This window comes from Micropruina sp., from assembly GCF_047602085.1.
Lineage (GTDB): Bacteria > Actinomycetota > Actinomycetes > Propionibacteriales > Propionibacteriaceae > Micropruina.
The window spans coordinates 409,188-432,101 of record NZ_JASGID010000002.1; the positions used below are offsets into that span (position 1 = coordinate 409,188).

18 protein-coding genes are annotated in these 22,914 nt (G+C 68.9%); 12 read left to right on the forward strand and 6 right to left on the reverse strand.

The genetic code is table 11. The features are described from left to right. Window positions 1-5: 5 nt before the first annotated feature. From QM721_RS02670 to QM721_RS02690, 5 genes are read left to right on the forward strand one after another with little or no spacing between them, the layout of a single operon-like run. The gene (locus QM721_RS02670) at window positions 6-2,081 is read left to right on the forward strand and encodes a hypothetical protein (RefSeq protein ID WP_415118716.1); all 2,076 of its coding nucleotides are present in this window, start codon (window positions 6-8) and stop codon (window positions 2,079-2,081) included. Next, a complete protein-coding gene (locus QM721_RS02675; protein WP_415118718.1) occupies window positions 2,078-3,133 on the forward strand; it encodes a hypothetical protein in 1,056 nt (351 codons plus the stop codon). The genes QM721_RS02670 and QM721_RS02675 overlap by 4 nt, the downstream gene beginning before the upstream one ends. Before the next feature lie 7 nt (window positions 3,134-3,140). Then, on the forward strand, window positions 3,141-4,175 hold the full coding sequence (locus QM721_RS02680; protein ID WP_415118720.1) for a FecCD family ABC transporter permease: 1,035 nt from the start codon (window positions 3,141-3,143) through the stop codon (window positions 4,173-4,175). Beyond that, on the forward strand, window positions 4,172-5,236 hold the full coding sequence (locus tag QM721_RS02685) for a FecCD family ABC transporter permease (protein WP_415118722.1): 1,065 nt from the start codon (window positions 4,172-4,174) through the stop codon (window positions 5,234-5,236). Before QM721_RS02680 ends, QM721_RS02685 begins: the two co-directional genes overlap by 4 nt. Next, window positions 5,233-6,018, forward strand: coding sequence for an ABC transporter ATP-binding protein (locus tag QM721_RS02690; RefSeq protein ID WP_415118724.1), 786 nt, complete (start codon window positions 5,233-5,235; stop codon window positions 6,016-6,018). Before QM721_RS02685 ends, QM721_RS02690 begins: the two co-directional genes overlap by 4 nt. Window positions 6,019-6,045: 27 nt before the next feature. On the opposite strand, the gene QM721_RS02695 is transcribed toward QM721_RS02690, so the two are convergent. Further along, window positions 6,046-6,711, reverse strand: coding sequence for a FadR/GntR family transcriptional regulator (locus QM721_RS02695; protein WP_415118726.1), 666 nt, complete (start codon window positions 6,709-6,711; stop codon window positions 6,046-6,048). Between the two features lie 100 nt (window positions 6,712-6,811). On the opposite strand from QM721_RS02695, the gene QM721_RS02700 reads away from it, so the two are divergent. Beyond that, on the forward strand, window positions 6,812-8,971 hold the full coding sequence (locus tag QM721_RS02700) for an alpha-galactosidase (RefSeq protein ID WP_415118728.1): 2,160 nt from the start codon (window positions 6,812-6,814) through the stop codon (window positions 8,969-8,971). A 2-nt stretch (window positions 8,972-8,973) separates the two neighbouring features. Here QM721_RS02700 and QM721_RS02705 read toward each other — a convergent pair whose 3' ends face one another. Together QM721_RS02705 and QM721_RS02710 are read right to left on the reverse strand one after the other, a co-directional pair. Continuing rightward, window positions 8,974-10,425 carry a DHA2 family efflux MFS transporter permease subunit gene (locus tag QM721_RS02705; protein ID WP_415118730.1) on the reverse strand — a complete coding sequence of 484 codons (1,452 nt, stop codon included), beginning with the start codon at window positions 10,423-10,425 and terminating at the stop codon, window positions 8,974-8,976. Further along, entirely contained in the window at window positions 10,422-11,012 is a 591-nt protein-coding gene (locus tag QM721_RS02710) for a PadR family transcriptional regulator (RefSeq protein ID WP_415118732.1), read from the reverse strand. Before QM721_RS02710 ends, QM721_RS02705 begins: the two co-directional genes overlap by 4 nt. Before the next feature lie 143 nt (window positions 11,013-11,155). On the opposite strand from QM721_RS02710, the gene QM721_RS02715 reads away from it, so the two are divergent. Together QM721_RS02715 and QM721_RS02720 are read left to right on the forward strand one after the other, a co-directional pair. Beyond that, the gene (locus QM721_RS02715) at window positions 11,156-13,030 is read left to right on the forward strand and encodes an ABC transporter ATP-binding protein (RefSeq protein WP_415120094.1); all 1,875 of its coding nucleotides are present in this window, start codon (window positions 11,156-11,158) and stop codon (window positions 13,028-13,030) included. Between the two features lie 79 nt (window positions 13,031-13,109). Then, window positions 13,110-14,423 carry a UDP-glucose dehydrogenase family protein gene (locus QM721_RS02720; protein WP_415118734.1) on the forward strand — a complete coding sequence of 438 codons (1,314 nt, stop codon included), beginning with the start codon at window positions 13,110-13,112 and terminating at the stop codon, window positions 14,421-14,423. 95 nt (window positions 14,424-14,518) lie between these two features. On the opposite strand, the gene QM721_RS02725 is transcribed toward QM721_RS02720, so the two are convergent. The 3 genes from QM721_RS02725 to QM721_RS02735 all read right to left on the reverse strand — a co-directional run bounded on the left by QM721_RS02725 (window position 14,519) and on the right by QM721_RS02735 (window position 18,371). Continuing rightward, window positions 14,519-16,186: a DUF4012 domain-containing protein gene (locus tag QM721_RS02725; RefSeq protein ID WP_415118736.1), complete on the reverse strand. Its 1,668-nt coding sequence runs from the start codon at window positions 16,184-16,186 to the stop codon at window positions 14,519-14,521. 123 nt (window positions 16,187-16,309) lie between these two features. Then, window positions 16,310-16,804 (reverse strand): VanZ family protein, encoded by a 495-nt coding sequence (locus tag QM721_RS02730; RefSeq protein ID WP_415118738.1) that lies wholly within the window; start codon window positions 16,802-16,804, stop codon window positions 16,310-16,312. A gap of 25 nt (window positions 16,805-16,829) precedes the next feature. Next, complete coding sequence (locus QM721_RS02735; protein WP_415118740.1) at window positions 16,830-18,371, reverse strand: glycosyltransferase family 2 protein; 1,542 nt, start codon at window positions 18,369-18,371, stop codon at window positions 16,830-16,832. Window positions 18,372-18,516: 145 nt separating this feature from the next. Here QM721_RS02735 and QM721_RS02740 point away from each other — a divergent pair, with 145 nt between their 5' ends. The 4 genes from QM721_RS02740 (at window position 18,517) to QM721_RS02755 (ending at window position 22,914) form a co-directional block, all read left to right on the forward strand. Next, window positions 18,517-19,722, forward strand: a complete 1,206-nt coding sequence (locus QM721_RS02740) for a hypothetical protein (RefSeq protein ID WP_415118742.1) — start codon at window positions 18,517-18,519, stop codon at window positions 19,720-19,722. 301 nt (window positions 19,723-20,023) lie between these two features. Then, on the forward strand, window positions 20,024-20,269 hold the full coding sequence (locus QM721_RS02745) for a family 16 glycosylhydrolase (RefSeq protein ID WP_415118744.1): 246 nt from the start codon (window positions 20,024-20,026) through the stop codon (window positions 20,267-20,269). Then, entirely contained in the window at window positions 20,262-21,464 is a 1,203-nt protein-coding gene (locus tag QM721_RS02750) for a family 16 glycosylhydrolase (RefSeq protein WP_415118746.1), read from the forward strand. The genes QM721_RS02745 and QM721_RS02750 overlap by 8 nt, the downstream gene beginning before the upstream one ends. Window position 21,465: 1 nt before the next feature. Next, the gene (locus tag QM721_RS02755) at window positions 21,466-22,914 is read left to right on the forward strand and encodes a glycosyltransferase family 39 protein (RefSeq protein WP_415118748.1); all 1,449 of its coding nucleotides are present in this window, start codon (window positions 21,466-21,468) and stop codon (window positions 22,912-22,914) included.

Consider the following 22,914-nt stretch of genomic DNA (forward strand, 5'->3'; position numbering starts at 1 on the left):
GAACCATGAACAGGCAACGGATGAGTGCCGGGTGTCGCAGGGTTACGGCCACCGCGCTGGCGGTGCTGCTGGTCGCTCTGGCCCCCGCGGGCGTTGCGCTGGCCGACGACAGTGAGCCGACGCCGTCGCCGACGTCGTCGCCGACGGTGCAGGCAACCGACGCCGCCACGGCCGAGGCCGAGCCCAGCCCGATCGCCGAAGCGAGTCGGGCGACGAAAGCCAGTATTGCGACGAAAGCGACCACGACGAAGGCGACCACGAGCCAGACCCGGACCGCGGCGAAGGCGTCGGTTGCGGGCGTCCGGAACGAGACCGCCGACGGGGCGGTCTACTGGGTTCCGGCAACCTGGCCGGTCGATACCGACCTGGTGATCAGCGGCCAGAACTGGCGCAATGCCGCCGGCGATGCGGGGTCGGTGATCGCGGTCAAACTCGACGATGGCGGCGTGTCGACCACCGCTGTGGTGCACCACCCGGTGACCGGTGCGACCCTGGCCAATAAGACCGTCTGGGCCGCCGTGCAGGCCGACGCCGACGGTGACTGGACGCTGCGCCTGCCGTACCCGAGCGCCGCGAACAGCAACGCCTCGTGGAGTGCGGGTCAGACCCACGCGATTCGGCTGCTGACCGGGTCGATGCTGAGCGGCGACGTGATTCGCACGACGGCCGCAAGCACAACGGTCTCGGAGTCAACGGCCACCCCCACCGCGACGGCGACCCCCACAGCGACGGCCACCCCCACAGCAACGGCCACGGCGACGGCCACCGTTTGTGTGCCGGACCAGACGCCCTCGGTCACCATCGAGAACGCCACGGCGAACCTGGGGGGAACCCTGCATGTGACGGGGGCTGGATTCTGTCACCCCACCGACGGCGGGTCGCTGATCGCGATCAAGATCGACGACGGCGCATACAGCCGGCTCGACTCCGCACTGCACGCGAATCGCACCGTCTGGGCGATCGTCGAGGCGTCCGCGAGCGATGGCACGTTCGCCATCGACCTGCAGTTGCCCGACGGCACCGGGACGGGTGCCAATGGTTCGGCGCCAGTGTTCGGTACCGGAGCCCACACGCTGCGGTTGCTGACCGGCTCGCTGAAGACCGGTGACACCTCGCGCACGCTGCAGTCCGCCCAGTTCGTGGTCGGCTCCTACCGGCCGACCGGCGTTCCCGACCCGGTCGAGGCCACCGAAGATCTCACCGCATCGGCCCGTCACGGGGTCACCGTCGCCCGGACGTCCAGCGCACTGTCGGTCACGGTGCCGTCGGCCGAAGCGGGCGACTGGATCTACCTCAACCTGTACTCCGGCGGGTCGCCGAGCCAGCCCTGGGGGCAGACCTGGTTTCAGGCCGACGCGTCCGGACGCGTCGTGGCCCCGCTGGCCGGCAGCACGCTGCCCAGCGGCACCAGCAAATTATCGGTGCAGTCGGGAAACCAGGGCCGCTTCGGCGAGCTGATCGGCTGGGCACCGATCACGGTCAAGGCCACGGCCACGACCACCACCACGATCGTTCGTGCCGCGGTGAGCACGGTCGCCACGGTGACCAGCTCGACGGCATCGACCGCTCCCACCACGGTGCCGAAGGCCCCCGCCGACCGGGCCAGTCAACTCAGCGACGTGAGCACCGGTGGGGCCACGGGGGTGCAACGGGGCGGCAAGGTGACCGTGCGGCTGCCGAAGGCCACCGCCGGCCAATGGGTGTACGTGTACATCTTCACCGGCGCCTCGGTGGCGAAGGCCGGTTGGGTGCGGCTCACCGACACGAAGACGTTCACCATCGACCTGTCGGCGCTGGGTTCGGGGCGCCATCGGGTCGTCGCGCTCGACCAGGACGGCGACACGATCGGCTGGGTGGACGCCGCCACGGGCTCGGCGGCCACGCCCGCGGCCACGTCGGTGTCGACCGTCATCGACAGCACCACCACGAGCATTGACCCCGCTCCGGCCGGCGCCACCCTCACCCAGCCGGGTGCCGGTGCGCTGGAGCCGGGGCTGATCGCAGCGGCCGTCCTGGTGCTGGGTGCCGGGCTGTTCGGACTGCGCACACTGGCCACACGTCCCATGGGAGGCACGTCATGAAGGCACGGCAGAGCCGGCTGTGGGCCGTCCGAGTGCTGGTGCTGGCGCTGCTGTCGGCCCTGCTGCCGGCCGCGGTGCCCGCCCAGGCCATTCCACCCGGCGGGGCCGGGCCGAACACGCCGGGCACCTGGTCGCGGGTGTCGCCGCGCAGCCTGGCCGCGGGCGGTCTGATCCACTTCACCGTCGGCGGTTTCCCCAAGGGAGAGACCGTCTACGTCAAGATCGACGACGGCAAGCTGTGCAGCGACACCTCTCACGGCGCCTGCGTCTATCACACCCAGAAGATCCCCAACTCGGGGGTGGTGAACGGGTCGTTCCGGCTGCCCGCGAACCTGAGCAAGGGCAGCCACACGCTTCGCTTTCTTGCCTCTGCCTATGTCGACGCCGACAACCCCGGCGCGGGCACCAAGGGCTACACCAATAGGAGCCCCCGGTTCACCGTCAAGGCCGGGTCGAGGTCATCGGGTGCCAGCTCCACGACCACGACGGGCACCTCATCGTCGAGCAGCACCACGGGGACGTCGTCGGGCAGCACCGGCGTGCTGAACCCCACGGCGCAGGCGCAGGCGAACGAGCCCGCAACCGCACCGGACGCCCCGGCGGCAGACGGCAGCGAGCTCAGCACCGCCAAGGCCGCAACGGTGAGCGCCCACCTCGCCGAGGGGCGGGTGGTGCTCACCGTCGGCGCCGACTACGCCGGCGAGTGGGCCTTCGTCTACGCGTTCTCCCAACCCACACCGCTGGGCTGGCAGCAGGTCGCGGTGGACGGCACGGTGACCGTGGCCACCGACGCCTTGGCGCCCGGTGAGCATCGGCTGACCGTCCAAGACGTCGACGCTGGCCTGCTCGGCTGGGCCCAGATCAACCTGACCGGGGCGTCCCCGCCGGCCAGCACGCCCTCGGCGACGGCCGCACCGGCACCGGCCCCGGAGCCGTCCGGGGTGGGCATCGGCGTCTGGGCACTGGCTGCCGCGACAACCGTGGTCGGCGCGGGCCTGGTGATCGTGCTGCTGCGCCGCCGGGCCGCCACGCGCGCCGCGTCGTCGGACTGATTCGACCATGACCCTCACCACCCAGCGGGTCGCTGCGCCGCCCCGGTCTGGCGGACGGCTGCGGGCAACGGCCGTCTTCGGGCTGGCGCTGCTGCTGTTGGGGCTGGGCGGGCTCGCGTCGCTGACGGTGGGTTCGAACCCGATCCCGGCGGCGCGGGTCTGGCAGGCGATCTGGACCCCGGACGGCAGCTTCGAGGCCGGGGTGGTGTCGCAGCAACGACTGCCCCGCACCCTGGTTTTGATCGTGACCGGTGCCGCACTCGGGGTGGCCGGGGCCCTGATGCAGTCGCTGACCCGCAACCCGTTGGCCGACCCCGGCCTGCTCGGCATCAACGCCGGCGCCTCGCTGGCCGTGGTCCTGGCCGTCGCGGTCACCGGGGTGACCGCGATCGGCTTTTATCAGTGGTTCGCATTCGCCGGGGCCGCGCTGGCCGCGCTGGCGGTCTACCTGCTGGCCGGACGAACCTCGCCCTCACCGGTGCGGCTCGCCCTGGCCGGGGTCGCGATCAGCATGACCATCAGTTCGCTGGTGCAAACCGTGATTCTGGCCGATCAGGCCGCCTTCAACGAGTTTCGGTTCTGGGCGGCCGGGTCGGCGGAGGGCCGGGGACTCGCGGTGCTGGCGGCTGCGACCCCGCCGATCGGGTTGGGCCTGGTGCTGGCCTGTGCCCTTGCGCCCGCGCTCAACGCGTTGGCCCTGGGTGAGGATGCCGGCCGGGCCCTGGGCGTTCGGGTCGGGTTGGTGCGGGGGCTGGCCGTGCTGGCGGTGACCGTGCTGGCCGGTGCTGCCACGGCCGCGGTGGGGCCGTTGATGTTCATCGGGCTGGGGGTTCCTTACCTGGCCCGGGCCGGGCTCGGACCCGACCAGCGACTGGTGCTGCCGGGTTCGGCGCTCGCGGCGCCGGTGGTGCTGCTCGGTGCCGATGTGCTGGCACGCGTGGTGGTGGCGCCCGCCGAGGTTCCGGTGGGAGTGGTGGCCGCGATCCTCGGTGGGCCGGTGTTCGTGCTGATCGTCCGGCAACCCCGGATCGAGGCGTTGTGAGCGGCCGGGCCGCCTTGGCGCCGCGGGGCGGCTACCGCATTCTCGGGTTCGGCTCACGCACCCTGCTGATCGAACGCCGCACGCTGCTGGTCGCAGCGGCCGTCCTGGTGGCGATCGTGCTGCTGGCACTGGCCGGGCTGCTGATCGGTGACTACCCGCTCAGCCCGGGGCAGGTGCTGCAGGCATTGGGCGGGGCCGGCTCTGACCCCTTGGCGACGTTCTTCGTGCGTGGCCAACGGCTGCCACGGGTGCTGGCCGCGGTGTTGGTCGGAGCCGCCCTGGCCAGTTCGGGCGCAATCTTTCAGGCGTTGTCGGGCAACCCACTGGGCAGCCCCGACATCATCGGTTTCACCACCGGCTCGGCCACCGGGGCGCTCATCGCCATCGTGCTGCTGGGGGCCGGCCCGGTCGAGACCGCGGCTGGGGCGCTGGCCGGTGGGGCGGTCACTGCCGCCGCCGTCTACGCCCTGGCCTGGCGGCGCGGCCTGACCGGAGGACGCCTGGTGCTGGTCGGCATCGGTGTGGCTGCGGCGCTGCAGGGGCTGAACGGGCTGCTGGTGGTCGGGGCTTCGCTGAGCGCGGCGCAGTCGGCCGCCCAATGGCTGGCCGGATCGTTCAACGCCACCGGTTGGGCCGAGGTGTGGCTGCTGGTGGCGGCGCTGGCCGCACTGCTGCCGGCCGCTGGGCTGCTGGCTCGGCCACTGGGCGTGCTGGTGTTGGGCGACCAGTTGGCGGCCGGTCTGGGCGTTCGGGTCGAACGGGTCCGCACCCTGCTGGTGGTGGTCGGCGTCGTTCTGGTCGCGGTGGCCACGGCAGCCGCCGGTCCGATCGCCTTCGTCGCGCTGGCGGCCCCACAGATCGCGCGCCGGCTGACCCGCACCGCCGGCGTCGGCATCGGCGCGGCAATGCTGGTCGGGGCGGCGTTGGTGCTGGCTGCCGACCTGGTCGCCCAACGACTCTTCGCACCGACCCAACTGGCCGTCGGCGTGGTGACGGGATCGCTGGGCGGGGCCTATCTGGTCTGGTTGCTGGCCCGGCAGGCTCGGCAGGTGGCCCGATGACCGGGGCCCCGCGGCTGCGCGGCCGGGCCCTTTCGGTCGGGTACGGCGATCGGCTGGTGCTGGACGGCCTCGACGTCGAGATTCCGACCGGCGAGCTGACCGTGGTGGTGGGCCCCAACGGCTGCGGCAAGTCCACGCTGCTGCGCGCCCTGGCCCGCATGTTGCCGCTGCGGGCCGGCACCGTCGAACTCGACGGGCGTCCGATCGGTGACTACCCGACCCGTGCGGTGGCTCGTCGGCTGGGGCTGCTGCCGCAGACCTCGGCGGCGCCCGACGGCATCGTCGTGGCCGACCTGGTCGCCCGCGGGCGTTACCCGCACCAGGGCGTCTTCCGGCAGTGGAGCGAGGCGGACGCGGCGGCGGTGCAGACCGCGATGAGCCGCTGCGGCGTCACCGAGCTCGCCGAGCGTCCGGTTGCGGAACTGTCCGGCGGCCAACGCCAGCGGGTGTGGATCGCCATGGCACTGGCCCAGCAGACCCCGATTCTGCTGCTTGACGAGCCGACCACCTACCTCGACCTGGCCCATCAGGTCGAGGTGTTGCGACTTACTCGCAGCCTGCAGCGCGAGGGCTACACCGTGCTGGTGGTGATGCACGATCTGCAGTTGGCCTTTCGCTACGCCACGCACCTGCTGGTGATGGCCGAGGGCCGGGTGGTCGCCCAGGGCGACCCGGCCAGCATCGTCACCGCCGAGCTGATCGAGCGGGTGTACGGGCTGCCGTGCCGGGTGATCGCCGACCCCGAGACGGGGCGTCCGTTGGTGATCCCGGCCGCCGACTGAGCCTGGGTCGAGGCTTCGGCGGGCCGTTCAGTTCGACGGCACCAGGTCACGGTCGCTGTGGTGCGCCATCGCGTGGGCGGCAGCCGCCGGATCACCGGTTTCGATGGCCTGCAACACCGCAAGGTGATCGGTGCGCCGGACGGCCGCGTCGGTGGCGTGCACGACGGTGCCGGCGTTGATCGCCCGGCGCAACGCGTTGACCACCCCCGCATACACCCCGACCAGCAGAGTGTTGCCGCTGGCTTCGAGCACCAGAAAGTGAAACTGGCCCGGAGCGCTGCGCGGGTCGGGGCCGAGGGCTACCTGGTCGGCGGAAGGGGGCTCAAGCGCCCGGCGCATCGCCGCCAGATGTTCCGGCGAACGATGCAAGGCCGCCTGTTGCGCGGCCTCGATCTCGAGTGCCCGGCGGTAGCCGAGAATCTCGGCGGTGCTGAACTCGGCGATGTAGTCGGTGAGCAGGCTGCTCACCGGCATGCGGGATCGCACGAAGGTGCCGATGCCCGGCAGCGGCTCGAGCATGCCCAGGCTGGCCAGCGACCGTACCGCCTCGCGCACCGTGGTCTTGCCGACGCCGAGCAGGCCCATCAGTTCGGTCTCGGTGGGGATCCTGGAGTTGATCGGCCATTCACCAGAACTGATCTTCTGCCGCAGAAAGGCCAGACTGCGGCGGGCACGATCTGAGCCGCTCTGCACCTGCACCTCCTCCGGCGTCAGGGCGCGAGTCTAGTGGCTGCGGGCCGGCCGGATGCTGCCGATGACTCATGCCGGTGACCCTTACGTACACAATGACCTCATGACCGTGAACTCTTGGGTGCTGCTGCGCTCCGGCGGGGTGGCCCTGCTGCTCGACCTGACCGACGGGCTGCTGCCGGCGGTGCTGCACTGGGGTGCCGATCTGGGCGACCTGGGTGCCGACGACGCGGCCACGCTGGCTCGCTCCGGGGTGCGTCCGGTGCTGCCCAACGGTGTGGACGAGCCGGTGCGGCTCGCCCTGCTGCCCGAGCAGCACACCGGCTGGACCGGTCGTCCCGGGCTGAGCGGGTCGCGCCGGGGCAGGGACTGGACGCCACGGTTCCGCACCACGGCGCTACGCCTCGACGGGGTGGCCACCGGCGAGGTCTTCGTGAGCGCCGGTGCATCGGTGATCGAGGTCGACGCCACCGATCAGGTCGCTGGTCTGGCCCTCACGATCACCGTCGAACTCACCGCGTCCGGCCTGCTGCGCACCCGTGCCGCGCTGGTCAACACCGGTGACGACGACTATCAGCTCGACGAGCTGGTGCTGGCCCTGCCGGTGCCGCCGGTCGCCTCCGAACTGCTCGACTTCGCCGGACGCTGGGGCTTGGAGCGGGTACCGCAACGCCGCGCCTTCACCGTGGGCGCCCACCTGCGCGAGGGTCGCAAGGGGCGCACCGGAGCCGACGCCGCGACGGTGCTGCACGCCGGCACCGCAGGGTTCGGGTTCGCCGGCGGTGAGGTGTGGGGGGTGCACCTGGGGTGGAGCGGAAACCACACCCACTACGCCGAACGGCTCTCGTCCGGTGAGCAGGTGCTGGGGGGCGGCGAGCTGCTGCTGCCCGGCGAGGTGGTGCTCGAACCGGGCCGGGGCTACACCTCGCCCTGGCTGTACGGCAGCCACGGCGATGGTCTCGACGAGGTCGCCCGGCGCTTTCACCGCTATCTGCGCGGGCGGGCGCAACACCCCTCGACCGTGCGTCCGGTGACCATCAACGTGTGGGAGGCGGTGTACTTCGACCACAGCCTCGAACCGCTGCTGCAGTTGGCCGAGCGGGCGGCCGCGGTGGGCGTGGAGCGTTACGTGCTCGACGACGGCTGGTTCGGGCGACGCCGCGACGACCACGCCGGGTTGGGCGACTGGACGGTGTCGGCCGAGGTGTGGCCCGAGGGGCTGCACCCGCTGGTGAACCGGGTGCGCGAGCTCGGCATGCAGTTCGGCCTGTGGTTCGAACCCGAGATGGTCAACCCCGACTCAGACCTGGCCCGGGCCCACCCGGACTGGATCATGCAGGCCGGCGGGCGACTGCCGGTGCCGTCGCGACACCAGCAGGTGCTGAACCTGGGCATCGCCGCCTGCTTCGCGCAGGTGCGCGACGCCATCTCGGCGCTGATCGCCGAGTACCGCATCGACTACCTCAAATGGGACCACAATCGCGACCTGGTCGACGCCGGCAGCCAGCCGTCGGGACGCCCCGGCGTGCACGACCAGACCCTGGCCGCCTACCGGCTGATCGACGAGTTGAAGGCCGCCCACCCCGGGCTCGAGATCGAGTCGTGCTCGTCGGGCGGTGCCCGGGTCGATCTGGGCATTGTGCAGCGCACCGACCGGGTCTGGGTGTCGGACTGTATCGACCCCCATGAACGGCAGTCGATGATGCGCTGGACGCAGCAGGTGATTCCGCCGGAGTTGTGCGGCTCGCACATCGCGTCCGGTACCTCGCACACCACCGGACGCTCCCACGACTTGAATTTTCGCGCCGCCACGGCGATTTTCGGGCACCTCGGCATCGAGTGGGATCTGCGCCAGGCGTCCAGCGCCGAACTGGGCGAGCTGGCCGAGTGGGTGGCCTACCACAAGGCCAGTCGCGCCCTGCTGCACACCGGGGACTTGCATCGGCTCGACTGGCCCGACGAGACGCTCACCGCGTTCGGCGTGGTGGCACCCGACCGCAGCCGGGCGGTGTATTCGTTCGCGACGGTGGGCTGGCCGACGGTTGTCATGCCCACCCGCTGGCGGCTGCCGGGCCTGGCCGCCGAACGTCGCTACCGGGTGCAGCCGGTTCGGGTCGGCTCGGTGCCGTTCGGCTTCACGCCCCCGCCATGGTGGGGCACCGGCGTCGAGCTGACCGGTGCGGCACTGGCCCGGGTGGGGCTGGCCCCGGCCGCGGTCGGCCCCGATCACGCGCTGTTGATCGAGGCGACCGCAGTCTGTTGACTTTAGGCCACAGTCACCGCTGGGGCCGCGACGGGCGCGGGGGCACCATGGCGCCGCGCGAACAGCACGGTGATCACCCCCAGCGTCATCGCCGCCACCGGCAGCGCCATCGATTGGGCCATGGCCGAACTGAAGCCGGCGTCGGTGACTGAGCCGGGCAGGTTCGCCTCCAGCCGCGACTGCATCAGCGCCGCGATGGCGGCCGAGCCGATCACCGAGCCGATGGTGCGGGTGGTGTTGTAGATGCCCGACGCGGCCCCGGCTTGACGCGGCGGCAGGTAGCGGGTGGCGGTGGTGGCCAGCGGGCCCCACATGCCGGCGCTGCCGATGCCGATCACCGCGGCGGGCGCCAAGAACAGCGGCAGCGGGGTATTCGGGGTCATCAGGTAGCCGTACCAGGCGATGCCCCCGCCCACCAGGAACAGCCCCGGCACCAGCAGGTACCGCGGGTCGGCGCGGTCGAGCAGGCGACCGGCCAGCGGCGAGAGCACTCCTGACAGCACGGCGGTCGGAATGGTCAGCAGGGCCGCGTCGGTGGGGGTGAGACCACGGGCCAGTTGCAGGTAGAACATCATCGGCAGCGACATCGAGGTGACCGCCATGCCCACCGTGGCGATGGCGAGGTTCGCCGCCGAGAAGTTCCGGTCGGCGAACAGCCCTAGTGGAACCAGCGGCTCGTTGCGCGTGCGGGCCTGCTGCCACACGAAGATCGCGAGCACGGCCACGCCGGACGCGATCAGCGACGAGACCGACACCGGGCCCCAGATGGTGCCCCAGTCGAACGCCTCGCCCTCTTGCAGTCCGAACACCAGCAGGAACAGCCCCACGGCGCTCAGCCCGACGCCCACCAGGTCGAAGCGATGCCGTTGGGTCTCGAGCGCGGGGACCAGCCGGGCCGCCAGCACGAAGCCGGCGACGCCGACGGGAAGGTTGACGAAGAAGATCGCCTCCCAGCCGAACGCGTCGACCAGCAGACCACCGGCGATCGGGCCGACCAGCGTGGCTACCCCGGCGGTGGCGCCCCACAGGCCCATGGCGGCACCCCGGTTGCCGGGGGCGAAGGTGCGCGCGATCAACGCCATGCTCTGCGGGGTCATCAGGGCCGCGCCGAGCCCCTGCACGGCGCGCATCGCCACCAGCATGTCGAGCGTGGTCGCCAGCCCGCAGCCGAGCGAGGCCAGGGTGAAGACGGCCAGCCCGGCCAGGTAGATGTGCTTGGGGCCGAAGGCGTCGCCGAGCCGTCCGGCGATCAACAGCGGCACGGCGTAGGCGAGCAGGTAGGCGCTGGTCACCCACACCACGTTGTCGAGGTTGTTGGTCTGCGGGTCGAGGGCGGCCTTGATGGCCGGGTTGGCCACCGACACGATCGTGGTGTCGACCAGCAGCATGAAGAAGCCGATGATCATCGCCCACAACGCGGGCCAGGGGTTGCGGGCTTCTTGGTCGTCACTCATGCGTGAGCTGCCTCTCGTGGGCCCCAGGCGATCTCGTCTGCCGCCAGTTGGTGGATCAGGGAGTCGAGCCAGTGTAGGTCGGCCGTCAGCAGGGCCGCTTGGCGCTCGACCTCGACCAGGTACTGCTCGGGCACGGCACGTTCGGCGGCCTTGAGCCGTCCTAGCTGGTGGTAATCGTGCTGCTGCCGCAGCGCCAGGCGACGGCGTTGGAGCAGTTCGAGAACCTCGGCGCGGTCGAGGTTGTGGGCCTCGGCCAGGGCCACCCGAAACTGGTCGGGACGATCGATTCGCGGCAATTCGCGCCGCACCCACTCCGACACGATCGCACGGCCGTCGCCGGTGAGGGTGTAGGTGGTGCGCTCGGGCCGGTTGCCTTCGCGATCGACGCCCAGTTCGGCCAGCAACCCGAGCTTCTGCAGCCGGGCGACGGTGTGATACACGGTGCCGTTGGTGATCGAGGCCAACCGGTCGTCATGGCGTTGCCGCATCAGCCGGATCATCTCGTAGGGGTGCATGTCGCCCTCGCGCAGCACGGCCAGCACCAGCACGCTCAGCGGCGTGAGCCGGTCGGCGCAGTCGATCGTCATAGCCCGCCCTGAATGGTTGGAAGTGATTAATCCAGATGGACTAGAGTAGCTCGTGTGATCGGCCCAGTCGACGGGTGGGGGCAGGAAAGTGACTCAGCGGGGGAATCGCTGTCGTCGCCGCGTGGTTGAGTGGCGCTGTGAGCATGACTGGCTGGCAGGTGATGAACTCGCTGACCCGCGACGCGTCGGTGCGCGAGCATCGCCTCGCGCCCGGCACCCGCCGGCGGGTGCTGTCGTACGCAAGGGCCTATCAGGGGCTGATTGCGGTGTTCCTGGGCCTCACTGTGGTCGACTCGATGCTGGTGGTGGCCTCGCCGCTGATGCTGCAGCGGCTGATTGACGACGGCGTCATTCCCGGTGACGCGGCGCTGGTCGTCCGGTTGGCGGTGCTGGTGGCGCTGATCGCACTGGCCGACGCGGGCCTCACCCTGGCGGAGCGCTGGTTCAGCTCGCGCATCGGTGAAGGGCTGATCTACGACCTGCGCACGCAGGTGTTCAACCATGTGCTGCGCCAGCCGATCGCGTTCTTCACCCGCGCCCAGACCGGGGCCCTGGTCACCCGGCTGAACAGTGACGTGATCGGCGCGCAACAGGCATTCACCTCGGTGCTGCAGAACCTGGTCGGCAATGCGATCAGCCTGGTGGTGATCGTGGGGGCCATGGCCTCGTTGTCCTGGCAGCTAACGGCCGGCGCGTTGCTGCTGGTGCCCCTATTTCTGGTGCCCGCCCGCATCATCGGCAAGCGGCTGGCTGCCCTGACCCGTCAGCAGTTGAACGTCAACGCAGAGATGGGCGCGCAGTTGAGCGAACGGTTCAACGTGGCTGGCGCACTGCTGGTCAAGCTGTTCGGCGACCCCCGGCGCGAAGACGCCGAGTACGCGGGGCGCGCTGCGGGCGGGCGTGAGGTGGGCGTCAAGCTGGCCGTCAACCGGTCGGTGTTCTTCGTGGCGCTGGGGCTGGTGGCCTCGCTGGCAACCGCGATGGTCTACGGTTTCGGCGGCGTGATGGCGGTCAACGGCGTGCTGACCGTCGGCACCCTGCTGGCACTGGCTGCCCTGCTGGCCCGGCTGTACGCCCCACTGACCGCGTTGTCGAACGTGCGGGTCGATGTGATGACCGCACTGGTGTCGTTCGAGCGTGTCTTCGAGGTGCTCGATCTGGAGCCGTTGGTCGCGCAGGCGCCCCATGCGATCGAGCTACCGGACGAACCGGTGGGCGTCGAGGTCGACCAGGTGAGCTTTCGCTACCCTTCGGCGGACGAGATCTCGCTGGCCTCGCTCGAGGGGTCGGCCAGTGGCGACCGGCAGGGCAGCGATGAGGTGTTGCACGAGATCAGTTTCGAGGTGGCGCCGGGTTCGATGCTGGCGCTGGTCGGCCCGAGCGGCGCGGGCAAGACCACCATCACCGCGCTGCTGGCCCGGCTCTACGACCCCACGCAGGGCGCGATCCGGGTGAACGGCGTCGACCTGCGCGACGCCACGCTCAGTTCGCTGCACGAGCGGGTCGGTGTCGTCACCCAAGAGGCCCACCTGTTTCACGACACGATTCGAGCCAACCTGCTCTACGCCAAGCCGTCGGCGAGTCTGCCCGAAGTCGAGGCTGCCCTGCGCGCGGCCCAGGTGTGGCACCTGGTGCAGTCCCTGCCCGAGGGGCTCGACACCGTGGTCGGCGATCGCGGGCATCGGCTGTCGGGCGGCGAGAAGCAGCGCTTCGCGATCGCCCGACTGCTGCTGAAAGGCCCCGGCCTGGTGGTGCTCGACGAGGCCACCGCACACCTCGACAGCGAGAGCGAGGTCGCCCTCCAGGGTGCGCTCGATGCCGCACTGGCCGACCGCACGTCCATCGTGATCGCGCACCGGCTGTCGACCGTGCGCGGTGCCGACCAGATTCTGGTCGTCGACGGCGGACGCATCGTCGAGCGGGGCACCCACGTCGAACTGCTGGCAGCAGGCGGGTTGTACGCCGATCTCTACCGCACCCAGTTCGCCGAACAGGCGGCCATCGCACCGCAGGACTGAGCCGTGGCGTATCGCGGACTCAATCACGTGTGAAGAGCCGGTAACGTGTCGTCGACTTGATTTCCATGGGGGAGCCGATGTGAAGATCTCAGTGATTGGTTGTGGCTACCTCGGGGCTGTTCATGCAGTGGCAATGGCCGAGTTGGGCCACCAGGTGGTGGGTGTCGATGTTGATGCGCACCGGATCAGTGAGTTGAACTCTGGCCGGGTCCCGTTCTACGAGCCACAGGTGGCACAGATATTGTCTCTCGCCCTTGCTCGAGGACGTGTGGCTTTCTCTACTGACATCGCTGCCGTCGCGGGTTCAAGAGTTCATTTCTTGGCTGTCGGGACCCCGCAGCGGCCAAACTCTCAAGCCGCGGATCTCGCGGCGGTTGACGCGGCTGTAGGCGCTTTGATTCCACATCTTCGCCCGGGCGATCTCGTGGTGGGAAAATCGACGGTTCCCGTGGGTACTGCGGCTGCTCTTGCTGCTCGCCTGTCTGCCGAGTGCCCGGGTGTGATGCTGGCCTGGAACCCGGAGTTCCTCAAAGAGGGATCGGCTGTAAAAGACACGATTTCACCTGATCGAATCGTCTACGGGTTGCCGCCGGGAGGCGATGCAGAGGTGGCAAGAGCTTATCTCGATGACGTGTATGCCCGAGCCGTTGACGACGGCACCCCGGTTGTCGTGACTGACTACCAAACCGCAGAACTCTCCAAGGTCGCGGCGAATGCCTTCTTGGCAACCAAGATCAGCTTTATAAACGCGATGGCGGAAATAGCAGAGGTGGTGGATGCGGACGTGACAAAGCTCGCCGATGCTATTGGCCATGACGGTAGAATCGGACGCAAGTTTCTCAACGCGGGCGTTGGGTTCGGCGGGGGGTGCCTACCCAAGGACATCCGAGCCTTCACGGCCCGCGCCGAAGAGTTGGGTTGCGGGGAGTCTGTGTCGTTTCTCAAGGCCGTCGATGCAATCAACGTGCGCCAGCGGCAGCGCGTCGTCGATTTGGTCGTCGCGCTACTGGGGGGCGAGATCTATCAGAAGAGAGTGGCGATACTCGGTCTCTCGTTCAAGCCGGACTCGGATGATATTCGAGATTCGCCCGCTCTCGACGTGGCCGTCCAATTGAAGGGCTTAGGGGCAGATGTGGTCGCGGTTGATCCGCAGGCCATTTCTCATGCGATGCGCAAGCACCCTCAGCTGACGTTCACAGAGAACGTCGCGACGGCTTTAGACGGTGCTCATGCCACAGTTCTCGTCACCGAGTGGAAAACCTTTACGGAGCTGGACCCGACATGGGCGGCTTCGCTGGTGCGGCGGCCCATCATTGTCGATGCTCGCAACTGTCTAGACCGACAGGCGTGGCGATCGGCGGGTTGGGTCTACCGGGGAATAGGGAGAAATTGACCGAATCGGCCGGGCTGGCGTCAGGGCAATCCGGCCATCGGTTCGGTGTGTAACCGGGGACCTCGTGAGGCAGAATCCCTGCGCCCGCCCGCCGCTCACCGAGCAGCGCACCCGACCCCTTCGACACTGACCGTGGTGGCTCTCACCATCGGCGTGGTCCGCACAGCCAGTGGCCCGTAGCCGGCGTCGGTGCCGGTGAAATGCGCTGTCACCGCGCGGGACTCACCCGGCGCCAGGTAGACCGTCATCTTCACCACGGGCCGGCCGAGGTCTTCTCGTGCCCTGCGGGCGGTGGCCCCTTTGCTGAGCTCGACCGCGCCGGCGGTGGTTCCGGGAGGGCCGTAGACGAAGACCTCTGTAGCGAACTTCGTCGAGCCCCATTCGCCGCTCCGCACGTAGCTCGGCAACTGGTTGGCCTGGGCCTGTGAAATATCGAGGTGAAGGTTCACCGTCGTGGTGAAGTCCGTGGTTCTGCTCGTGGAGCACGACGCGGCAACGTTGACGGCCGACTTCATGTAGTAGTCGATCTTGGAGCCGGCTGACGCGTCTCGAAAGAACACTCCGAACGTGGTCTGGTCGGTGTTGTCGGTCGGCAGTACGCCGCCGACGGGCATCGTGGCCACCACCCTCTGAACCTCGGGGTCGGCGCTCCAGAGCAAGATACTGCCGCGCGAGATTCCCGACTGAATCGCCGAGATCATCTTCTTCAGATCGAACTCGCCCTTGGCGATCTTGTCGAACACCGTCAGTGCCACGACCTTGAAGAAGGCGTCACTGGTGTTGGCCACGTCGGGCAGCGTGTACGCGTCTTTGAGCAGGAGCCGGACGATGGTGTCGCTCGTTGCCTGTTTGCCGTCGACCGTGATCGGGCCGGTCGCTTGTAGAATGTACGACAGTGCAATCGGGTCGATCGCGATCACGCCGTCGATCTGCTGCTTGCCGATGTCGCGGTGCCAGAACGCCTTGAGCAGCGTGGCGGCGGTCGGAAAGTCGGGGCGGCTCATGGTTGCGTTGATCCGCTTGAACATCACATCGTTGAGAATCTCGAGCATCTCGTCGCTGACGCCCACGTCGTTGGGGAGCAGCTCTTCTTCGAAGTCCTGGCTGGAGGCCTGCTTGACGATCGACAGCTTGCCATTCTTGGCCTGCAGCAGGGTCTGCGACGCCGCGCTGCCCCCCAGCCCCGACACTTCGGCGTTGTTCATCGCGACCATCAGGTAGTTCCTGGCGCCGTCGGCCCCCAGCATTCCGGGAACCAGCTGCAGAATGGGAACCGCGGTGTCGAGCACATCGGTGACCTGGCTCACCCCAGTGCGCACCGGGCCCACCAGGGCCGCGGACTGCCGCACCTGGGCAATCTCGTCAGAAAGCGTCACGACCCGGGGTGTCGCCCGTTGGAGAATCTGCATGAGCCGGGTCAGCACCGGTGTCGAATCTTCAGCGTTCACCGCGTCGAGCGCGGGAACCGCGAGGTCACTGGCGAGGGCGTCCAGCGACTGTGATGCCAGCCTCACCGCGCGCAGGTTGTCGCCCACGAAGGGCAGGATCTCGAACGCGGACCACACCGGATCGTCGGTAGCCCTCGCTGCGGTCTGGGCGTGCGAAGCGATGGTGCGGATCGCCGCCTCGGTGTCGCCGGTGCCCGATCTCGCCGAGTTCACCGTCGCCTGCGCTGCTTCCAGTTCGGACTTGACCGTCAGCACCCGCATGCCGAGCCACGCACCCGCACCCAGAAGGGCGACGATCAGCACAGCAAGGGTCACCCAGGGCCAGCGGCGGCTGCGAACCCCACGGGCAGAACGGTGGGACGGGCCCGCCTCGGGTTCTGTGTCGCCCCTCGGGCTCTCCACTGGTTCAGACACGGGCCCAGGTTACTGCCGGCTCCGTCAGCCGCGGCTGCGATCGCCCGCCATCGCCCGGGCGATCACCAGTCGATCCCTGGCGTGGATGATCGACCGCAATGCGTATGCGACGAGCGCACCCAGCAGGCCGCCGATGGTGTTGGCGATCACATCCCAACCCGAGGCGAACCGTGCAGCCAAGAACGCGCCCTGGGTGTATTCGATCATTGCCGAGAAGCCGGGCGCGAGCAGCAGGGCCAGCCACCACACCCGTTGGGGCAGCGTCAGCGCGAGCAGAAATCCCAGCGGCAAAAACATCAGCACGTTCGCGGTGAACTCCAGCTTGGAATACCCGAACCAGATCGGCACGCCGTGCCGGTGCAGAATGACGAGCACCCGGTCGATCGCCGATTGATAGCCCGTGTCGAGCGGCGTCGGCCACATCGTCGCCAACAGCACGGAGCCCGCATAGAGCGCGAGCAGCAGACCGCAGACCGCGAGGCGGATGCTGGTCGGTGAAGTGGTGGGTGCAGAAGTCACGGGGGTCCCCTTCGGCATCACGGGCTCAGCGATCCGGGCGGGGCACGGCTCGGCGCACCCGCCCCAGCAGCCGCTGGGCTCTCAGGCGGAGGGTCGGCTCGATGGTGAGCACGGCCCGCCCCTCATGGCCATCCGTCAGGCCGAGCTCGGCGTAGGTGCCTCGCCGCGGCCCGAGCCGCTCGGCCGGGCCATCGCCGGGCAGCCGCAGCCAGCGGGCCGCCGCCCCGGTCGCGGTCCGGAAATGCAGTCGCAACTCGTAGGCGCCGCCGTCCCCGATCAGCGGCCACGGGAGGAAGACCTCGCCGAGGCTCTCCCTGCCGTCCTCCGCGGTCCAGGCCACGGCGACGCCGAACGCCTCGGCCCCACCGGCCATCGCCCGTAGCGTCGTGCGGGGTAGGGCAGGGCCCGGACGGGCGAAGCCGCGGATGCGCAGCCGGATGCGGAGCCGCACCCCGGCGGCATCGGAGCCAACCTCGGTCACCAGCGCCCGCGTCGCACCCAGGCGCAACAGGGGCAAGTGGGCCGGCGAGGCGGGGACGCCGACGTGCAGGTCGCCCTGGTGGGCCACGATCGTTCGGCGCAGTCGGCCGAGGTTTTCAAATGACACATAGTCACCCTCGAGCATCGCGACGTAGGCCACACGTTCGCCCGGGTGCCGGGTGGCAGTGGTGATGATGGCCGGTTGCAGCGTGCGAATCACCGCGGAGGCGCGGGTGAAGAACTCCTCCAGCCGGTGTGCTGGCACGACCGACGGCGCCCGCCAGCTGAAACCCTGAAAGCTCCGTGCGATGAAGGCCTGCATCAGTGGTTCGCGAGCCGGGCTGAACCCGGGGCGCATCGCATGCAAGCTCTCGATCACCTGCAGGTGGTCCCAGTAGTTGTCGACCCGCGAAAAGTGGCCGTCCATCACCGACCCGCCCTCGGCGCGTTTGCGGTAGCGGTGCACCACATCGCCAACCACGAAGAGGCGCTCGGTCAGCAGCATTGCCGGCACGTTGACCACCGTGTCTTGGTGGTGAATCCCTTCGGCGAACCGCAGGCCGAGTGCGCGCAGCCAGCTCGTGCGGTACAGCTTGTTGCAGGTGCGCGCGTCGTGCGCGAGCAGCGGCAGACCTTCGATGGGGATCCTCGCCGCGGTGCCGGGCACGAAATAGTGCGACCACAGCCACGATCGAGGCTCGGGGAACTGCTCGGTGGCGCCCACCGCGAGATTCAGCCGCTGGTGCAGCAGCCCGGTACGAAGCAGCTCGACGGCCCGCTCGGTCAGCTCGTCGTCACCGTCCAAGAACAGGACGAACTCAGTGTCGGCCAGGTCGAGGCCACGGTTGCGCGCCGCCCCCGCGCCTGGGCCCGCGTTGGGTTGGTGCACCACGGTGATCGAAGAATGCCGGGCGGCATAGGCGTCGGCGAATGCCCCGGTTGCGTCGGTGCTGCCGTCATCGACGACGATCACCCGGCAGTCCGGCCACACCGACTGGGCCAGCAGAGAGTCGAGGCACGCGGGCAGGTAGCGCTCGACGTTGTGGGCGGGAACCACCACGGTGACGTCGCGGCGGTCAATGGTCACGCATCAACAATGGCGATCGGCGGAGCAGGCGACAACTCGATTCGAGCCTACGTCGCCACCCCGGCGACATAATGAGCCGGTGAGCAGCGGTCCGAGCCTAGGTGGTGGGCCGGTCGGGGGGCCTCGCGCCCGCAGCGCACCGGTTGTGAGGGTGTTCGTGCTGCTCGCCCTGGTCGGCATGCTCACCATCTCGCCACGGGCGTGGGGCTGGAACGACGCCAGCCGGATGGCCACCATCCAGTCCATCGTGGAGCGGGGCACGCTAGCCATCGACGGCACCGACTTCCATACGATGGACAAGGTCTCCATCGGCGGGCAGTTCTTCTCTGACAAGCCGGCCACGCCCCAGCTCGCCGGCGCCATGGTGTACGCACCGTTGCGGGCGGCGGGCATCGAGCTGCACACCGGCTGGAGCCTGGCCTACTATCTGATCACGCTGCTCACGGTGAAGCTGCTGTGGTGGCTGTCGCTGATCGCCTTCTACAAGGCACTCGGCTACACCGGGCTGACCCAGTCACGCCGGCTGCTGCTCACCACGGCGCTCGGGGTCGGCACGTTGGCGCTGACCTGGTCGGCGACCTTCAACAGCCACTCCTGGGCGGCATCGTGGGTGACCATCGGCCTGCTGTTCTTGCTACGTGCCCGCACTGGGACGCGCCCTACGGCGTCCGCCTTCGGGGGCGGGCTGGCCTTCGGGTTGGCCGGCGGCGCCGACATCGCCACGCTCGCCCTACCCGTGGCCTTCGGTTGTTCCCTGGCGTTCGACCGGTGGTTGCGACGCCGGTTGTGGGCCTATGCGACCGGGCTGGCGCTGGCGCTGGCGCCCTGGCTGGTGACCAACTACGCGATCTCGGGCGGCCTGGTTCCGGTGCAGTTGGTCGCACGGTACTTTCTGTTCCCGGGTTCGCCCTGGACGCCGGAGCAGCTCACCGGAGCCCAGATGAACTCCGGAGCCGCCCTGGCCGGCTACAGCTTCAGCCTGTTGTTCGGCGGCCGGGGCTTCTTGCTCTACAACCCGTTGGCACTGCTCGCCATTCCACTGTTGCTGCGTGAGTTCAGCAAGCGGCGCCGGTTCGCCGTGGAGGCGCTTGCCACCACCGGTGCGAGCATGCTGATTTTCGGCTACTACGCACTGTGGTCGAACAACTTCAGTGGAGCCTCATACAGCATCCGATGGTTTGTGCCGCTGCTGCCGCTGTGGATCTTCTTCTGCACCCGCTGTTACGCGGGCGCGGGTGGAAGCCGATGGCGCTCTTTCTCACAGTCTTCGCGATCGCGGCTGCGATTGCCTATGTCGGCACGTGGAACCCATGGCCCTGGCAGCAATACGGGCCGGTTCCGCTGCTTGTGAACCTGCAGCTGGGCGTTGGCTGGGGGCAGTCGCTGTGGCAGGCGATCTGGAGAACCCCATGAAATTCAGGACGCGTGTGGTAGGCATCGCACTGGCAAGCACAGTGATCCCTTTGTCGGGCGGGCGGGTCGATCACCGCAGGCTTTCCCGCCAGCGACTCGACCGAGACGGCTGCCATCAGTGCCAACGCCAAGGCTCTTCAGGAGGCGGCGGGGGTGGACGTGGTCGGCTGCCCCCATGCCCCCATGGCATCGTCGGCAACGCCCGGCATCGTGGCCGCGAGGATCAAGTTTCCGAAGGGGTGGCACAGTCGACGGTCAAGAAGTCGTCGTGGTGGAAGAAGTACCATGTCTTCTCCATGGAATGGAATGCCACGGCCGTCACTTTCCGGCTCGACGGAAAGGTCACCAAGACCGAGAAGCCGACGACGGGCATCCCGATCGAGGACTACTACATCGTGATGAGCATGCTGAGCTCCGATTGGGAGACCGGCCGACTGACCAAGCCGACCAAGGGTGGGGTCAAGGCCTGGAAGCCCGTTGCCTGAGCTGCGCCACCGCACATCGCTCGGTGCTCTGACCGCGGCCGCTGTGTTGAGCCTGATGACGGGGTGTACCGGTGCTGCTGCGGGCGGAGCGGCGTCGTCACCACCGCGGTCAGCGGCGGCGACGGCGTCCGGTTCGACCACCGTCCCGCTGGGGGACGTTCCCACGGGCTCCGATGCGACCCTCGCTGTCGGCCCGGTGCCCTACGACGGCAAGACGGTCGTGGTCGCCACCTTCGCACAGGCGATGCCTGGACGTCCGGTCTCGCTGCAGAAGCAGACCGACGCCGGCTGGGTGGAGGTGGCCCAGAACAACGAGAACAAGAATGGCCGCGCCGAGTTTCACCCCGACGCCGAGCAGGTGAGCTACCGAGCCGTCGCGCTCGACTTCGCCGTGGGTTCCACCACCCACACGGCCGTGAGCACCCCGAAGGCCAGCGCGTCGGACCAGTGGAAGCGGGTGTTCAACGACGGCTTCGTCGGGTCGACACTGAGCGCGCCTTTCGCGGTGCGGGCCGCCAATGAGTACTGGGCTCCCCGCTACTGTGCGGCCTCGGTGCCCTCGATGGTGTCGCTGTCCGACGGTCTGCTCAGCCTCGGAGTGGACCAGGTCACGTCGCAGGCCAAGCAGAAGCAGGTTCGCGCCAATGCGGCGAGAGCCAATGGCACGTCGGTCGCGAAAGCCTGCACTGACGGCGTCTACGACAACGCCATGGTGGGCACCCACGAGCGGTATCTGTTCACCTATGGGGTGGTGGCCGCCCGGGTGAAATTCCCGGTTCAGCGGGGAATGCACGCGGCGGTGTGGCTGAAGACTGCCGACGGCAAAGACGTCGAGATCGATGTTGTCGAGTCGTTCGGGTTCGGCAGCAAGCTCGGAATCCAGCACATGCTGCACCCCAAGAACGCGGCCGGGGATCGTCTCGACGAGGGCACGTCGGTCAGCAATGTTCCCGAGGTCAGCGACGAGGACTGGTGGAACGACTTCCACACGGTGTCGGTGGAGTGGTCCTCGTCGGGCTACGTCTTCCGGCTCGACGGGGTGGAGACGTTCCGCACCACCGAGGCGACATCGAAGGTTCCGCATTTTCTGGTGCTGAGTCTGCAAACCTCCGATTACGAGACGAACCGGCTCGACCAGTCGAAGCTGCCGGCGTCGTTCGTCGTCGACTGGGTGAGGGTCTGGCAGGAGCTCTGAGGTGGAAGGCGGCACCCAAAACCTGGGCTGGGCCCGGGGCGCGCGTTGGTACCTTCTGGTCGTCGTGTTGGGCGCCGCCGCCTTCGCCTGGAACCTGTTCGGGGCTGAGACGCCGCAGCCGTGGCGGGACGAGGCCGCGACCTGGTGGTCGACCCGGCGCAGCGTGCCCGAGTTGCTCTCGATGCTCGGTTCGGTCGATGCCGTTCACGGGTTGTACTACCTAGCCTTGCGGGGCTGGGTGCCGCTGTTTTCTGACTCGCTGATCAGTCTTCGTGCGTTCTCGGCCCTGGGCGTGGCCGTGGGTGTGGCGCTGGTGATGCTGGTGGCGGTGCGCATATTCGGGCCGGTCGCGGCGCTCGGGGCCGGCTTGGTCTACGGCGTTCTGCCGCCGCTGACCTGGGCGGCGACCGAGGCGCGATCGTATGCCTGGACGGCTGCGCTGAGCTGCGCGGTGGCACTGGCCTTCTGGTGGGCTCACGCTGGCAACAGCCGGGCCCGCTGGGTCGGCTACGGCGCCGTGGTCGTGCTGGCCGTTCACGGCTTCGTCTACAACCTGCTGGTGCTCGCCGCGGTCGCCGCGTGCCTGCCGTGGGTGCAGGCCAGGCACCGCTTGCGGGCAACGGTGGCCAGTGCCGCCGCGGCCCTGGCATGTCTGCCCTTCGTTGCGCTCGTGGCCTCCCAGTCGAGTCAGGTCCGCTGGCTAGCCAGCTATCCGGTCACGGCCCCAGACCTCACCATGGGGGTCTTCTGGGGCACCATGACCACCGCGCAGTACGCCGGGTCGGCCGTGCTGCTGGTGGCGCTGGCGGTTATCGCGAATGCCTGGGTGCGGGGGTGGCGGCGCGCGGCTCTTGCCTACGTGGCGGGCTGGCTGCTCCTCCCGCTCGGCGTGATCGTGGCCTTGCTTCCGGTCGCCCCGCTGTTTCACCGCCGGTACCTGCTGATCTGCATTCCTGCGCTCGCGCTGGTTCTGGGCGTGCTCGTCGACCGGCTCGCTGGCCTGTGGCTCCGGCTGATCGTGGTGACGGTGGTGGTGGCGCTGAGCCTGCCCGGCTACCAGCGCAGCCGCGACATCGACTCCAAGCTGAGCGCCTGGCCCGCGGCTGAGCAACTGGCTGCCCTCGCCCACCCCCGCGACGGGCTCTACATCGTCGACCACGACGTGAACGCCCTCGCCTGGTCGTTTCCCGACCAGGTGGGTGGGCTGGTGAACCTGAGCGAACCATTGACCGACCAATGGCGTTCGCGCGAACTGTTCCCGCCCTCGGTGCCGGTGGCGAATCTCGCAGACCGACTCGGCGACGTGCAGCGGGTGTGGGTCTGGTCACAGGCCGAGCGAGTGGACGACGCGGTGGCAGCGTTCGCCATCGAAGGCTTTCGCCAAGTCGACCAGGTACAAGCGAAAGACCGCTACCGCACGAACCTGGTGCTGCTGGAGCGCGCGCAGTGA